A 14738-nucleotide genomic window follows, 5' to 3' on the forward strand; every position below is an offset into this window, starting at 1 on the left:
TGAAGAGAAATCACGATGACCACGCCCGAAAATCCCGCCCCGATCGCCGTTACCACCGTCAACCGCGGCCTGCCCGCCGGGAAGATGCCGGAACTGCGCATGATGCCTTCGCCGTCGGACGCCAACGTCTACGGCGACGTGTTCGGCGGCTGGATCATGGCCCAGGTGGACATCGCCGGCTCGCTGCCGGCCACGCGCCGCGCCAATGGCCGCGTCGCCACCATCGCCGTGAATTCCTTCGTGTTCAAGAATCCGGTATTCGTCGGCGACCTGCTGTCGTTTTATGCTGATATTACCAAGGTTGGCAATACGTCCATTACCGTGCAGGTCGAGGTGTATGCGGAACGCAACCGCCTGCAGGCCGACACCGTGAAGGTGACCGAAGCCACGCTGACCTACGTCGCCACCGATTCCGACCGCAAACCGCGCAAGGTGCCGCCGATCGAAACGCTGATCCACTCGTAAGCGCAAGGAGCGCATGGACGAGCACCGCCGCATCTTCCTTGCCACCGCCAGCCGCCTCGGCGCGCTGGCCGCGCTCTCCAGCGCCAGCACGTCCTCCATCGCGCAGAAGAGCGGCAGTGCCTATCCATTCAGCCTGGGCGTGGCTTCCGGCTCGCCGCTGCCGGACGCCGTCGTCATCTGGACCCGCATCCTGCACGATCCGTTGAACGCCGCCGCCATGCCGGCCATCGCCTTCAGCGTGCGCTGGGAGATGGCGGAGGACGAGCAGTTCCGCCGCGTCGTCGCCAAGGGCACGGCCAGCGCCACGCCCGCGCTGGCGCACAGCGTACACGTCGACGTCACCGGCTTGCAGCCGGACCGCTGGTACTGGTATCGCTTCATGCTGGGCGACGCCGTCAGCCCCGTCGGCCGCACGCGCACCGCGCCCGCCGCCGGCGCCATGCCGGCTACCCTGAAACTGGCCGTGGCCTCCTGCCAGCACTGGGAATTCGGCACCTATGCCGCCCACCGCCACATCACGGCCGCTGCGCCCGATCTGGTGGCATTCCTGGGCGATTACATCTACGAGTGGGGGCCATACCAGCTGCAGCACCCGAAAGCCGCTGTACGGGCTTCTGAGAGCTTCACACTGGCCGATTACCGCGCCCGCTACGCCCAGTACAAGACCGACCGCGACCTGCAGGCCGCGCACCAGGCCGCGCCGTGGATCGTCACCTGGGACGATCATGAAGTCGCCAACGACTACGGCAACGACCGCGACGAGCGCCTCAACCCGCGCTTCATCGACCGCCGCGCCGCCGCGTACCAGGCCTTCTACGAACACATGCCGCTACGCGCCACGCCGGCCGACTTCGCCCACATGCGCATCTACCAGCGCTACGACTGGGGCAGGCTGGCGCGCTTTCACGTGCTGGACGACCGCCAGTACCGCGCCTACCACGCCTGTCCGCCGGCGGGACGCGGCGGTTCCAGCTCGGTGCTGCTGCGCGACTGCCCGACGCTGCTCGACCGCAGCCGCAGCATGCTGGGCAAGGAACAGGAACAATGGCTGGCGCAGGGATTGTCGTCGTCGCAGGCGCGCTGGAACATCCTGACGCAGCAGACGCTGATGGCGCAGAACAGCCAGCTGCCGATCGTGAAGGAAGGCGACGGCCGCTTCTGGACCGACGGCTGGGATGGCTACCCGATGGCGCGCCAGCAGCTGATGGACACGCTGCACACCAGCCGCGCCAGCAATCCGCTGGTGCTGTCCGGCGACGTGCACAGCTTCTTCGCCAGCGAACTGGCGCGCAATCCGTCGCGTCCGCGCTCGGCGGCCAACCCGCTGGTGGCGACGGAGTTCTGCGGCACCTCGATCACCTCGCCCTCGCGGCCGCAAGCACGCACCGAGCAATACCTGCGCATGAATCCAGCCATCCAATACGGCCGCAGCGACAAGCGCGGCTACATGCTGCTGACCATCACGCCGGCCGACACCACCGCCCACTTCCTCGCACTGGACGATGTGCACGACAGCGCCAGCCCGATCGCCCGCGCCGCCGGCTTCGTGGTGCGCAACGGTACGCCGGGCCTAAAAAAAATCGCCTGACTCGGCAGGCGATTTTTGTAGCTTAGGCAGCGGCTTTTTCGGTCTTTTCATCCCGCAGCTGGCGGCGCAGGATTTTGCCGACGTTGGTCTTCGGCAGCTCGTCGCGGAACTCGATGTATTTCGGTTTCTTGTACGCGGTCAGCTCGTGCTTGCAGTAGTCGAGGATCTGCTCGGCGGTCAGGTTCGGATCCTTGCGCACCACGAACAGCTTCACGGCCTCGCCGGAATTCTTGTCCGGCACGCCGATGCACGCCACTTCCAGCACGCCCGGATGCGAGGCCACCACTTCTTCCACCTCGTTCGGATAGACGTTGAAGCCGGACACGATGATCATGTCCTTCTTGCGGTCGACGATCTTGGTGTAGCCCTTGTCGTCCATGATGCCGACGTCGCCGGTCTTGAAGAAGCCGTCGGCCGTCATCGACTTGGCGGTTTCTTCCGGACGGTTCCAGTAGCCGGCCATCACCTGCGGACCGCGGATGGCGATCTCGCCGGTCGAACCCAGCGGCAGCGGGTTGCCGTCGTCGTCCAGGATCGCCACTTCGGTCGATGGAATCGGCAGGCCGATGGTGCCGGTGAATTCCTTGATGTCGACGCGGTTGGCGGTGGCCACCGGCGAGGTTTCGGACAAACCATAGCCCTCGATGATCGGCGTGCCGGTTACCTTCAGCCAGCGCTCGGCCACGCCCTTCTGCACCGCCATGCCGCCGCCGTTGCACAGCTTGTAGGACGAGAAGTCCAGCTTGGCGAAATCGGCATTGTTCAGCAGCGCGTTGTACAGCGTGTTCACCGCCGGCAGCACCGTCACCTTGTACTTGGCCAGTTCCTTGACGAAGCCAGGAATGTCGCGCGGATTCGGAATCAGCAGGCTCAGGCCGCCGGTGCGGATGCTCATGAACGCGCTGACCGTCAGCGAATAGATGTGGTACAGCGGCAGCGCGGCCACAAACACCATCGGCTCGCCGCCGCTCTTCATCTGCAGCCAGGCTTCGTTCTGCAGCACGTTGGCGATGATGTTACGGTGCAGCAGGATCGCGCCCTTGGACACGCCCGTGGTGCCGCCCGTGTACTGCAGGAAGGCGATATCGTCGTGGCCCTGCTTGGCCGGTTTCAGCGTCAGGCCGTTACCTTCCGACAGCACCTGCTTGTACGACACCGAACCCGGCAGCGAAAACGCCGGCACCATTTTCTTCACATGGCGCACCACGAAGTTGACGATGGCGCCTTTCAGGCCGCCCAGCATATCGCCCATGGTGGCCACCACCACGTGCTTGACGCCGGTCTGCGCCACCACCTGCTGCACCGTCGTGGCAAAGTTTTCCAGCACGAAGATGGCTTCGGCGCCCGAGTCGGTCAGCTGGTGCTGCAGCTCGCGCGGCGTGTACAGCGGGTTGACGTTGACCACCGTGTAGCCGGCGCGCAGGATGCCGGCCATGATCACCGGATACTGCAGCACGTTCGGCAGCATGATGGCCACGCGCGCACCCGGTTGCAGACCCTTGGCTTGCAGCCAGGCGCCGACTTTCTGCGACAGTTGATCCAGCTCGCCGTAGGTCAGGAATTTATCCATGCACACGAACGCATTGCGGTCCGCGTACTTGCGGAAGGATTCCTCCATCAGGTGCGTCACCGAGCGGAACTGCGTGCTGTCGATCTCCGCCGGAACGCCTTCTGGGTACGACTTCAGCCAAATCTTATCCATCTTTATGCAGCCTTTTTCTTCTCGCCGGGTGGTTCGTCGCGCAATATGCGGCGCAGAATTTTCCCGACATTGGTTTTTGGTAGCTCCTCGCGGAACTCAATGTATTTCGGCTTTTTATAGCCGGTAAATTGTTCTTTGCAGTAGGCCATCAGCGCGGCCTCGGTCAGGTTCGGATCCTTGCGCACCACGAATACCTTGACCGCCTCGCCCGAATGCTCGTCCGGCACACCGATGGCCGCGCACTCCAGCACGCCCGGGTGCGCGGCAATCACGCCTTCCAGCTCGTTCGGATAGACGTTGAAGCCCGAGACCAGAATCATATCCTTCTTGCGGTCGACGATCTTCACAAAGCCGTTGGCGTCCATCACGCCGACGTCGCCGGATTTGAAATAGCCGTCGGCGGTCATCACCTTGGCCGTTTCGTCCGGACGGTTCCAGTAGCCGGTCATCACCTGCGGACCGCGGATCGCGATCTCGCCGGCCGTGCCCAGCGCTACTTCGTTGCCGTCGTCATCCAGGATGGCGATGTCGGTCGACGGCACCGGCAGGCCGATGGTCGCCGTGAACTCCTTGCTGTCGGCGCGGTTGCAGGTGGCCACCGGCGAGGTTTCGGACAAGCCGTAGCCCTCGATGATGGACACGCCGGTCGCCTTCAGCCAGCGGTCGTTGACGGCCTGCTGCACCGCCATGCCGCCGCCGTTGCAGATCTTCAGCGCCGAGAAATCCAGGTGGGCGAAATCCGGATGGTTCAGCAGCGCGTTGTACAGCGTGTTCACCGCCGGCAGCATGTTGAACTTGTACTTCGCCAGTTCCTTGATGAAGCCGCCGATGTCGCGCGGATTCGGGATCAGGATGTTCAGCGCGCCGACCCGCGTGCCCCACATCGCGCAGCAGGTCAGCGCGAAGATGTGGTACAGCGGCAGCGCGCAGACGATGGTCACCTGCTCGTCCGACCCGCCCAGCGCCGGCTCCGACCACGCCTCGCTCTGCAGCAGGTTGGCGACGATGTTCTGGTGCGTCAGCGTCGCGCCTTTCGACACGCCGGTGGTGCCGCCGGTGTACTGCAAAAACGCCGGGTCGTTGTACTGTCGCTCCACCGGCGTCAGCTTCATGCCGCCGCCCTGCGACAGCGCGTCCTTGAAGCGCACCGCGTTGGGCAGCGAAAACGCCGGCACCAGTTTCTTCACGCTGCGCACCACGAAATTCACCAGCATGCCCTTCAAACCGCCGAGCATCTCGCCCATGCTGCCGACCACGATATGCTTGATCTGGGTCTTGCCCAGCACCTGTTCCAGCGTGGTGGCGAAGTTCTCCAGGATGATGATCGCCTCGGCCCCTGAATCGTTCAGCTGGTGTTCCAGTTCGCGCGGCGTGTACAGCGGGTTGACATTGACCACCGTGTAGCCCGCGCGCAGGATCGCGGCGATCGCGATCGGATACTGCAGCACGTTCGGCATCATGATGGCCACGCGCGCGCCCGGCTTCAGGCCACGGCTTTGCAGCCAGGCGCCCAGGCGCTTCGAATAAGTGTCGACCTCGGCATAGGTAAGGTACTTGTCCATGCAGACGTATGCATTGCGGGCAGCGTACTTGTGGAAGGATTCTTCCAGCAACTGCACCAGCGAACGGTACTGACTCGTATCGACGTCCGTCTGCATACCCGGCGGATACGACTTCAACCAGATTTTCTCCATCCTGTGCCTCTTGTCTCGAATATTATCGTTGTACAGGCCGGCGCACAGTGCCGGGTCAGGGGCGAATGATTCGTCTGAGCGAATTTGTTGAGCCTGCTGATGATGCGATGCTATCGGGCAGCACGCTCGTACGCAAGCGCATTTAACCATAATTAGAACGGGTGTTCTAACGGCTTTTTATGATGCAACGCAACATCAATGCATGCCTTCGGTGGCTGGTAGCGCTTCCTTGCCGCCCTCCGCGTTGAGCATTGCCGGTCGGCCCAAGAGATCCAACTGCTGTCGGCGTTGAGCTATATCAAGACTTGCTAATTTTTGCACCGCAGCATAAAAACGCACGAACGTTCGCTCTTGTTTCAGCAAGGCGCGGAAGGCCGGCAGATAATCGTGGTAAGTTCCCACCGCGCTGAGCTGGGCGTTGGTCAGCGGCTCGGCAAACCAGCGGTCGTAACCGGCGTAACCGCCCCAGGTTTCCTTCAGTTTCAGGTAGTCGGACTTCAGGTGGGCAAAGATGCGCGCCTTCTCGGCGCGCTTGTGGCGCGTGCTGGTTTTGCTGGCATAGGCATCGGCCAGCATTTTGCGGTGCCGCACCAGCAGCGTCAGGAAGTCCTGGCGGCGGGCGTTGTAGCGCGCATAGGCCTCGCGCATCGGGTCGGTGCCGTACAGCTCCAGCCAGCGCTGCACGCCGGCCTCCTCCACCGCCGTGGCGAAGCTCTCGTTGAATTGCGAATCGCCCGGCACGTACACCACCTGGTGCGCCAGCTCGTGGAACACCATGCGCGCCAGTTCGGCGTCGGAATAGTTGATGAAGGTGGACAGCAGCGGATCGCTGAACCAGCCCAGCGTCGAATACGCCGGCACGCCGCCCACCTGCACGTCGTTGCCTTCCTTGCGCAGTTCATCGGCGTAGGCGTTGGCGTCTTCCTTGCTGTAGTAGCCGCGGTAACTGACGCAGCCGGCGATCGGGAAGCACCACTGGATCGGCCGCAGCGACAGCTCCGGCGTCGCCACCACGTTCCACAGCACGAAGGGCCGCGACAGCGCGGCGTAGTTCTTGTAGCTGGCGTTGTCGGGCAGGCCCAGTTCCTTGACAGCGAATTTGCGGATCAACAGCGCCTTTTCCAGGCGGGCCTTGAGTTGGGGATCGGTGGTGGGGTCGCCCAGCCAGTCGTCAATCGGACGCGCGTCCGACCACAGCGAGTACTGGCCCTGGGCGGCCTGCATGTAGTACTTGAATTGCGCGCAGCCGGCCAGCATCGCCGCCGCGCACGCCGGCGCCAGCCAGTACCTGGCGCGGAGCATTCGGCGGGCAATATCGCGCATACATCACCTTCAAGCGGCAACTCTCTCGACCTGGACCAGTGTATCGTAAAAAGTCGGCGCACGGCCCATATCCGTCAACTGTTGGCTGGTGACCTCGTTGGCGTTTTTGCCATCTTTCGCCAGCTTCTTCCACCACACGGACAAACCGACCACCAGGCCGGCGCGCGCCTTGTCGGTCACCCGCGCCTTGCAGACAAAGGAGCCGCGGTCATTGAAGATGCGCACCATGTCGCCATGGGCAATGCCGCGCGCCGCGCTGTCGTCCGGATGGATGTCCAGGTGCGGTTCGCCCTCGGCCGAACGCAGGCTCTTGACGTTGACGAAGGTGGAGTTGAGGAAGTTGCGCGCCGGCGGCGAAATCATCGCCAGCGGATAGCGCGCCGCCAGCTCCGGATTGCTGGCCGCCGATTCGTACGGCGGAATATAGGCCGGCAGCGGATCGAGTCCGTCGGCCTGCATCTGCGCGGAATAGAACTCGCACTTGCCGGACGGCGTGGGGAAGCCGCCCTGCGCGAACGGCGCGTCCGGCATGTTGAGCTTTTGCCAGCCCTTCTGCTTCAGCGCTTCCCAATCGAAGCCGATGGCGCGCACGTCCTGCGCGTTGAAGGCCTGCGCCGCCAGCTGGTCGTCGCTGTCCTTGAAGCAGTCGTCGTCGAAGCCCATCTTCGCCGCCAGAAGGCGGAAGATTTCGGTGTTGGCCTTGGCCTCGCCCATCGGCGCGACGGCGGCGTTATTCGCCATCATGTACAGGTGGCCGTAGGAGGTGTGGGCGTCGATGTGCTCCAGCTGCGTGGTGGCCGGCAGCACGATGTCGGCGTAGTCCGCGGTGTCGGTCTGGAAGTGCTCCAGCACCACGGTGAACAGGTCTTCACGCAGGAAGCCCCGCATCACCTTGTCCGAATCCGGCGCGATCGCCAGCGGATTGGAGTTATAGACGATGACCGCTTCCACCGCCGGCCCGAATTCCGCCGACGCCGGCCGCAGCAGGTCGTCGCCGATGGTGGTCATGTTGATGGTGCGCGGCTGCTTCTTCAGCAGGTCGGTACGCTGCAGCCACGGCTTGTTGGTCGGGAAGGAGCCGCTGGACGAGAGCTGGATGCCGCCGGCCGGATGGCGCCACGCGCCGACCAGCGCCGGCAGGCAGGCCATGTTACGCACCGACATGCCGCCGCCGCGCACGCGCTGCACGCCGTAGTTGGTGCGGATCGCCACCGGCTCGCCGGCTTTCGCCATGCCGCCGTACAGGCGCGCCAGGTCCACCACTTCATCGACCGTGATGCCGCAGGTGGCGGCGACACGCTCCGGCGTCCATTCCGCCGCGCGCTGCTTCAGTTCCTCGAAGCCCAGCGTGTACTGTGCGATGTAGTCGTGGTCCAGCAAGTCTTCCTTGATCAGCACGTGCATCAGGCCCAGCGCCAGCGCGGCGTCGGTGCCCGGCAGCAGGGCGATGTGCTGATGGCACTTCTCCGCCGTCAGCGAGCGATAGGGGTCGATGGCGATCAGCCTGGCGCCGTTGCGCTTGGCTTCCTGCGCGCGGGTCCAGAAGTGCAGGTTGGAGGCGATCGGATTGCCGCCCCAGATGATCAGCAATTTGGCATGCTGGAACTGCTCCATGTCGGTGCCGATAGAGCCGCCGATGGTGTACTTGTAGCCGGTGAAGCCCGCGGTGGCGCAGATGGTGCGGTCCAGCAGCGAGGCGCCGATCTTGTTGAAGAAGCGCGACGACATCGACTCGCCCTGGATCAGGCCCATGGTGCCGCAGTAGCTGTAGGGCAGGATGGCTTCCGGCGCGCGCTCGGCGATCGGCTTCAGCCGCGCGGCGATGGTCTCCAGCGCCTCTTCCCAGCTGATGCGCTCGAACTTGCCCTCGCCCTTCTTGCCGACGCGACGCAGCGGATGCAACAGGCGCTCCTCGTGGTAGGTGCGCTCGGTGTAGCGCGACACCTTGGTGCACAGCACGCCAGCCGTGGTCGGGTGGTCGGGATCGCCCTTGACCGCGGTGGCGACGCCGTCTTCCACCGTCACCAGCAGCGCGCAGGTGTCGGGGCAGTCGAGCGGGCAGGCTGCGCGGACTTGTGTGGTTGTCATGTCAGTAAATCCAAAAGCAATTGCTCAAAGCAGTATCGTAAACCATTGCGCGTGCTCTGGCTTAACTCTGCCGACAAGGGCTACAATGGCTGTTCTCGATGCTTAAAAAGCAAGCGAACCCAATACTGGAGAAGCAGCATGAAACTGGTAGATCCCATCATTGCATTTCAATCCGAAATTCAACAGATACGGCGCGACCTGCACGCCCATCCGGAACTCTGCTACGAAGAACAACGCACATCCGACGTGGTGGCCGCCAAGCTGACCGAATGGGGCATCCCCGTCATTCGCGGCCTCGGCATCACCGGCGTGGTCGGCGTGATCAAGAACGGCACGTCGAGCCGCGCCATCGGCCTGCGCGCCGACATGGACGCCCTGCCGATGCAGGAAGTAAACACCTTCGCCCACGCCTCGCGCCATCCCGGCAAGATGCACGCCTGCGGCCACGACGGCCACACCGCCATGCTGCTGGGCGCCGCCAAGCACCTGGCGGAGAACCGCAATTTCGACGGCACGGTCTACCTGGTGTTCCAGCCGGCCGAGGAAGGCGGCGCCGGCGCCAAGCGCATGATCGAGGACGGCCTGTTCGAGCAATGCCCGATGGACGCCATCTACGGCATGCACAACTGGCCCGGCATCCCGTCCGGCCACATGAGCGTGGCGCCCGGCCCGCTGATGGCCTCCAGTAATGAGTTCTACCTCACCGTCAAAGGCAAGGGCGGCCATGCGGCGCAACCGCACAAGTGCATCGACCCGGTGCTGATCGGCGTGCAGATCGCGCAAAGCTGGCAGACCATCGTCAGCCGCCGCACCAGCCCGCTGGACACGGCGGTGCTGTCGCTGACCCAGTTCCATGCCGGCACCGCCACCAACGTCATTCCCGACGAAGCCAAGCTGGCCGGCACGGTGCGCACGCTGTCCGGCACGGTGCTGGACATGATCGAAAAGCAGATGGAGCAGATCGCCGTCAACACGGCCGCCGCGTTCGGCGCGGAAGTGGAATTCAAGTTCCGCCGCAACTACCCGCCGCTGATCAACCATCCGGAAGCGACCCGCTTCGCGGTCGAGGTCATGAAAACCGTGGTCGGCGCGGACAAGGTGGATGACCAGGTGGAGCCGTCGATGGCGGCGGAGGACTTCGCCTACTTCCTGCAGGCCAAGCCGGGCTGCTACATCTTCATCGGCAATGGCGAAGGCGACCACCGCGACGGCGGCCACGGCCTCGGCCCGTGCGTGCTGCACAACGGCAGCTACGACTTCAACGACAACCTGCTGCCGGTCGGCGCCAGCTTCTGGGTCAAGCTGGTGGAAGCCAGCCTGCCGTCGTCAGTCTAATTGATCGGGAGCGGCGCCGACGCGCTGCCCCGGATTCATCTGCTCCAGCCCGATCAGCGCGGCGGAGTGATCCGCTTGCGGAATCTGCTTGGCCAGCGTCATGTAGCGCGCCGTCACCAGCTCGGTCAGCGGCAGCACGATGCCCGCCGCTTCCGCCGCCGCCAGGATGTTGCGCTGGTCCTTCAGCTGCGTGGTGATCTTGCCGCCGGCGACAAAATTACGGTCCAGCATGCGCTGGCCGTGCACCTCCAGGATTTTCGATTCCGCAAAACCGCCGCGGATGGCCGCGCGCATCGCCGCTGGATCGGCGCCGGCCGCCTGCGCCAGCAACATGGCTTCCGCGACAATATTGATGGTTGCGCCAACGATCAGCTGGTTACACAGCTTGGCCACCTGCCCAGCGCCGGCGGGACCTACCCGCGTGGCGCGGCCCATGGGGGCGAATACCGCTTCAGCCTCAGCAAAGTCTTCCGCGCTGCCGCCGGCCATGATGGCCAGCGTGCCGGCCGCCGCACCGCCAACGCCGCCGGACACCGGCGCATCGATGAAGCGCCGGCCCTGCGCCGTCAGCAGGGTATGGAAGGCTTGCGCTTCCGCCTGCTGCGTCGAGCTCATATCGATCCACAGCGCGTTCGGCGCCAGCAACGGCAAGGCCGCTTGCAGCACCAGGTTCACCGTCGGGCCGGCCTCCAGCATGGAGATGACGATCTGCGCGTCGCGCACCGCCTCGCCCAAGTCCGACACCGGACGGGCGCCGGCGGCGGCCAGCGCCTCGGCCTTGGCGTGCGTACGGTTCCACGCGGTGACCGCATGGCCGGCCGCCAACAGGCGCCGTACCATCGGGTCTCCCATCAAGCCTATGCCTAAGAAGGTAATTTGCGTGGACAATTCCGCTCCTTAACTAATCAAAATGACAGCCTCGCCGGAATTATTTCCAGAACCCCGGTACAATCGCTGGCTAGCCGTATAAATCGAAATACAGCCTTAATCTTGCAAGGATACTATGTTCGCTAAAAAAATGATCGTGGCAGCAGCCGCGCTGGCCGTGACGCAATTTGCGCTGGCCGATGACAAACTGATCGACTCCGTGTCGGTTGATTATGCCACCTCCGCCAAAGTACGCATGGAGCGTCTGAGCGTGGCCAAGGATTGGAATGTGCAATGGTTCCAGTCGAACGGTACGCACCTGAGCGGCTACTGGGAAGCCAGCGTCGGCTTCTGGCAGCAGAAGCAGTACATGAACATTTCCGGTAACGACAAGAACCTGTGGGATATCGGCTTCACCCCAGTGTTCCGCTTCCAGAACGACAACAAGAAGGGCATGTACTACGAAGGCGGCATCGGCGTTCACCGCCTGTCCGACCTGTACAACAACGACACCTATCGCCTGTCGACCCTGTTCCAGTTCGGCGACCACATCGGCCTGGGCTATGTGTTCGACAACAACTGGGAAATCGGCGCCAAGGTGCAGCACTTCTCGAACGGCGGCTACAAAAAGCCTAACACCGGCATCAACTACTTCGAGCTGAAAGCCGCTTACCACTTCTAAAAGAAGTCGTCCCCCGTGCGCTGCAGCGCACGGGGGATTGATCACACATTAGTCTCAGCAACAATCCTCCAGGCCGCGCCCTCCTTGGCCCAATACTGCTTCTTGCGCACCGCGTGACGGAACTTGCCGATCACGATCTGCTGCGTGAAGTTGGTGACAATTACCTCTTCCTGACTAGGCTGACGGAAATAGCTCGGATCGCTGACCGTCACACTGATCTTCTTCACACCCGGCAAATAGCGGTTCTTGTCCAGCCAGGCATCGATGGTTTCATCCGCTGCGGACTTGAACTTCGGCGAATATAGCGCCTTCAGACTCGCATCATCGCGGTTCTCCACATCCCGGCGCCAGCTCTCCACCAGCCCGGCAGCCTGCCGCAAGTCCTTGTCGATCTGCTCCTTGCTGACGAATTCCACTTGGTCGCCAATCAGAATCGGCGTCTTGCCGATCTCCACCGAGCGCGTCAGGAAATTCAGGTCGTCATTGCTGACCACCACGCAGCCGTCGGTCGACAGCGGCGGCCGGCTGAAGGTTTCCGGCGGCGTGCCGTGCAGCCAGATGCCGGAACCGCTGCGGCCATTCACCTTGTCCCAGTCGTTGGGATAATCCAGCGGCAGCGCGCCTTTGCCGTACATATCCGGCAGTTTGACGCCAGGAAGGCGGCCGATCAGGTAATACACACCCACCGGCGTGCGCATATCGCCTTCCTTCAGCTTGTTGATGCCCAGCTTGCCCTGGCTGACGTAGAAATCCTGCACCAGGCGCAGGCCGTCATTGCGGTTCTCGTAAAGGTAAAGACGGGAATGCCTGGCGTCCACAATCAAGGCATGGCGCTGGTCTTTGCGCATCTGCAGCAGCGCGCGCGGCAGCAGCGTCTCCGCTGGACGCCCGGCCTGCAGGCGCACCGCTGCCTCGCGCCGCAGATCCGCCAGCTTGGAGTCGGAACCGGGCGGCACCGCCGCACCGAGCATGGCCACCGGCCGCGTATGCATCAGCAGGATATCGCCCCGCACCAGGTGACCGAGGCGGAAGCTGGGATAGGCCTCCACCAGCGCATCCGCCTTGCGTTGCGCCGCATCGAGGTCGTTCCTGGACAGCTCTTTGTAGATATCGTTGAGCAGCTCTTCCGGGTTGGCTTTACGGGCGACTGGCGCCCGTTCCGGCTTTTTTGCCGCGTAGCTGAACTCCCCTCCCGTCAGGCTGAGAAGGGCCACGGCCAGGATGCTGCCCGCGCGCCAGCGGCGTGTAAATGCAAAATGTGACATCAGTTACCCGAAATTTCCTGCTTGATCTGCCATTTGCCGCCGTTCTTGACCAGCACCAGCGTCTTGCGACTGCGCGCCGTCAGGCGATCCGATTCATAGGTCTGGCGGAAGGTGACCCTGGCGCTGTTGCCGTTGACGACCACCTCCGGCCCGGCCACTTCCACATGGATGCGGCCCTTGCCTTCGATGCGGGCACGGCGCTCGTCTGCCCAGGCCTTGTGCGTCATGCCTTTCGGCGGCTCGAACTGCTGGCTATAGTAGCCCAAATAGGAGTCGACGTTTTGCGCGGCCCACGCTTTGGCCCAACCGTTCACCTGCGCCATCACGGCGTCCCGCTCGGAGGTATCCGGCTTGGCGGGCTTGGGCGGTTCGACCTTGACCGGCGCCGGTGCTGGCGTCGGTACCGGTACCGGTGCCGGTGCCGGAGCGGCGGCGATCTTGGCTGGAGCGGGAATTGGCGCCGGCACAGGCGTCGGCGCAACAGCGACCTTGGCTGGCGCCGGGGCAGGCACAGGCGTTGGAACCGGCGTCGGCTTGACCGCAGCGGGCGCAGGCGCCGGAACCGCAGCCACAGCCACCTTCGGCGCAGTTGCCGGTGGCGGCGTCACCGACAAGGCCGGAATCCGCTGCGGCGCATTGGCCTTGGCCGCATCCTGCGGCGGCAGCGCCGACATCAAAGGCGGCTGCGCGCTGGCGACCGGCGCCGGCTCCGCAGCAACAGCCTTGCCGCCGGTGCTGGTCGAGAACGTGCGCAGCATGGTTAACCGGGACTTGCCCGGCGGCGGCGCGGTCGAACCGAGGGCCAGCGCCTTGTCATACGCCTGGCTGGCCATCTTGCCGTAGATATCGCCCAGGTTTTCGTAAGCGGTCTGGTAGCTTGGATTGGTGCGGATCGCTTTTTCCAGCGCGATGCGCGCCTTGTCGTACTGGCCGCTGGCGGCGTACAGCACGGCCAGGTTGTTATACGGCTCCGGAAGATCCTTGTAGTCTTCGGTCAGCTTGGTGAAGACGGCGATCGCCTCTTCGGATTTATTCTGTTCGGTCAGCAGCACGCCCTTCATGAAACGCATTTGCGCATCGGCTGGGTGCTTGCTCAGGTACTCATTGGTTTTATTGAGGGCTTCAACGACTTTGCCGGCTTTGGCCAGCTTACTGACATCGGCGAACTCATCGGCATGGGCAGGTGCCCAGGCCATCATTGCCAATGCGAAGTACAGCATTGTTTGGGCTGTCTTTGGTTTCATTGTGTGATGCTTAGGCTGCGAAAGTCGAAATAGTACACCTTTATTTCCGCAGGTCAAAACTCACAAAAACTATCTGTTGCTGCCAAGCGCCAAACGCAAAAAGGCCCGCTCAAAGAGCGGGCCTTCCTGACTTATAACTAGCTTGACGATAACCTACTTTCACACTGGTTGCAGCACTATCATCGGCGTAGAGTCGTTTCACGGTCCTGTTCGGGATGGGAAGGGGTGGGACCGACTTACTATGGTCATCAAGCTTTGACTTGTATGCTCTGCAGCCACCAATTGGGCTGCACAGCGAATCTGGGAGAAGTAAAGTTTTGGGTAGCACTCACCATCATAGTAAATGCGCATAACCGTCAAGGTTATAGGGACAAGCCGTACGGGCAATTAGTATCAGTTAGCTTAATGCATTACTGCACTTCCACACCTGACCTATCAACGTCCTGGTCTCGAACGACCCTTCAAAGAGCTCAAGGCTCTGGGAA

Annotated in this window: 11 protein-coding genes and 2 rRNA genes; 4 read left to right on the plus strand and 9 right to left on the minus strand. The window is 63.1% G+C overall.

From position 1 onward, the window contains the following. Positions 1 to 15: 15 nt before the first annotated feature. Both GJ698_RS23245 and GJ698_RS23250 read left to right on the plus strand, forming a co-directional pair. The gene (locus GJ698_RS23245) at positions 16 to 465 is read left to right on the plus strand and encodes an acyl-CoA thioesterase (RefSeq protein ID WP_154360244.1); all 450 of its coding nucleotides are present in this window, start codon (positions 16 to 18) and stop codon (positions 463 to 465) included. A 13-nt stretch (positions 466 to 478) separates the two neighbouring features. After that, the gene (locus GJ698_RS23250; RefSeq protein ID WP_154360245.1) at positions 479 to 2053 is read left to right on the plus strand and encodes an alkaline phosphatase D family protein; all 1575 of its coding nucleotides are present in this window, start codon (positions 479 to 481) and stop codon (positions 2051 to 2053) included. Positions 2054 to 2075: 22 nt separating this feature from the next. Here the strand turns inward: GJ698_RS23250 and GJ698_RS23255 are convergent, their stop codons facing one another. The 4 genes from GJ698_RS23255 to GJ698_RS23270 all read right to left on the minus strand — a co-directional run bounded on the left by GJ698_RS23255 (position 2076) and on the right by GJ698_RS23270 (position 8860). Continuing rightward, entirely contained in the window at positions 2076 to 3755 is a 1680-nt protein-coding gene (locus tag GJ698_RS23255) for a long-chain-fatty-acid--CoA ligase (RefSeq protein WP_154360246.1), read from the minus strand. Between the two features lie 2 nt (positions 3756 to 3757). Next, positions 3758 to 5449 carry a long-chain-fatty-acid--CoA ligase gene (locus tag GJ698_RS23260; RefSeq protein WP_154360247.1) on the minus strand — a complete coding sequence of 564 codons (1692 nt, stop codon included), beginning with the start codon at positions 5447 to 5449 and terminating at the stop codon, positions 3758 to 3760. A gap of 195 nt (positions 5450 to 5644) precedes the next feature. After that, complete coding sequence (locus GJ698_RS23265) at positions 5645 to 6772, minus strand: aminopeptidase (protein ID WP_154360248.1); 1128 nt, start codon at positions 6770 to 6772, stop codon at positions 5645 to 5647. Positions 6773 to 6781: 9 nt separating this feature from the next. After that, the gene (locus GJ698_RS23270; protein ID WP_154360249.1) at positions 6782 to 8860 is read right to left on the minus strand and encodes a molybdopterin-containing oxidoreductase family protein; all 2079 of its coding nucleotides are present in this window, start codon (positions 8858 to 8860) and stop codon (positions 6782 to 6784) included. Between the two features lie 138 nt (positions 8861 to 8998). On the opposite strand from GJ698_RS23270, the gene GJ698_RS23275 reads away from it, so the two are divergent. After that, positions 8999 to 10195: a M20 aminoacylase family protein gene (locus GJ698_RS23275; protein ID WP_154360250.1), complete on the plus strand. Its 1197-nt coding sequence runs from the start codon at positions 8999 to 9001 to the stop codon at positions 10193 to 10195. On the opposite strand, the gene GJ698_RS23280 is transcribed toward GJ698_RS23275, so the two are convergent. Next, positions 10187 to 11083 (minus strand): NAD(P)-dependent oxidoreductase, encoded by an 897-nt coding sequence (locus GJ698_RS23280; protein WP_267874835.1) that lies wholly within the window; start codon positions 11081 to 11083, stop codon positions 10187 to 10189. The two genes, GJ698_RS23275 and GJ698_RS23280, sit on opposite strands and share 9 nt — an antisense overlap. Positions 11084 to 11198: 115 nt before the next feature. Here GJ698_RS23280 and GJ698_RS23285 point away from each other — a divergent pair, with 115 nt between their 5' ends. Further along, on the plus strand, positions 11199 to 11744 hold the full coding sequence (locus tag GJ698_RS23285; RefSeq protein WP_154360252.1) for an acyloxyacyl hydrolase: 546 nt from the start codon (positions 11199 to 11201) through the stop codon (positions 11742 to 11744). A 41-nt stretch (positions 11745 to 11785) separates the two neighbouring features. On the opposite strand, the gene GJ698_RS23290 is transcribed toward GJ698_RS23285, so the two are convergent. The 4 genes from GJ698_RS23290 to GJ698_RS23305 form a co-directional block, all read right to left on the minus strand. Continuing rightward, positions 11786 to 13009, minus strand: a complete 1224-nt coding sequence (locus GJ698_RS23290) for a L,D-transpeptidase family protein (RefSeq protein ID WP_154360253.1) — start codon at positions 13007 to 13009, stop codon at positions 11786 to 11788. Continuing rightward, a complete protein-coding gene (locus tag GJ698_RS23295; RefSeq protein WP_229260135.1) occupies positions 13009 to 14208 on the minus strand; it encodes a L,D-transpeptidase Cds6 family protein in 1200 nt (399 codons plus the stop codon). The genes GJ698_RS23290 and GJ698_RS23295 overlap by 1 nt, the downstream gene beginning before the upstream one ends. Before the next feature lie 185 nt (positions 14209 to 14393). Then, positions 14394 to 14506: ribosomal RNA gene (rrf, locus tag GJ698_RS23300) — 5S ribosomal RNA — on the minus strand. A 113-nt stretch (positions 14507 to 14619) separates the two neighbouring features. Then, positions 14620 to 14738: ribosomal RNA gene (locus tag GJ698_RS23305) — 23S ribosomal RNA — on the minus strand; the annotation flags it as partial.

Source organism: Duganella aquatilis, assembly GCF_009674565.1.
Lineage (GTDB): Bacteria > Pseudomonadota > Gammaproteobacteria > Burkholderiales > Burkholderiaceae_D > Rugamonas > Rugamonas aquatilis.

Coding starts and splice junctions, on each gene's coding strand:
- GJ698_RS23245 (WP_154360244.1), top strand. CDS start 16: ATGACCACGCCCGAAAATCCCGCCCCGATCGCCGTTACCACCGTCAAC.
- GJ698_RS23250 (WP_154360245.1), top strand. CDS start 479: ATGGACGAGCACCGCCGCATCTTCCTTGCCACCGCCAGCCGCCTCGGC.
- GJ698_RS23255 (WP_154360246.1), bottom strand. CDS start 3,755: ATGGATAAGATTTGGCTGAAGTCGTACCCAGAAGGCGTTCCGGCGGAG.
- GJ698_RS23260 (WP_154360247.1), bottom strand. CDS start 5,449: ATGGAGAAAATCTGGTTGAAGTCGTATCCGCCGGGTATGCAGACGGAC.
- GJ698_RS23265 (WP_154360248.1), bottom strand. CDS start 6,772: ATGCGCGATATTGCCCGCCGAATGCTCCGCGCCAGGTACTGGCTGGCG.
- GJ698_RS23270 (WP_154360249.1), bottom strand. CDS start 8,860: ATGACAACCACACAAGTCCGCGCAGCCTGCCCGCTCGACTGCCCCGAC.
- GJ698_RS23275 (WP_154360250.1), top strand. CDS start 8,999: ATGAAACTGGTAGATCCCATCATTGCATTTCAATCCGAAATTCAACAG.
- GJ698_RS23285 (WP_154360252.1), top strand. CDS start 11,199: ATGTTCGCTAAAAAAATGATCGTGGCAGCAGCCGCGCTGGCCGTGACG.
- GJ698_RS23290 (WP_154360253.1), bottom strand. CDS start 13,009: ATGTCACATTTTGCATTTACACGCCGCTGGCGCGCGGGCAGCATCCTG.
- GJ698_RS23295 (WP_229260135.1), bottom strand. CDS start 14,208: ATGATGGCCTGGGCACCTGCCCATGCCGATGAGTTCGCCGATGTCAGT.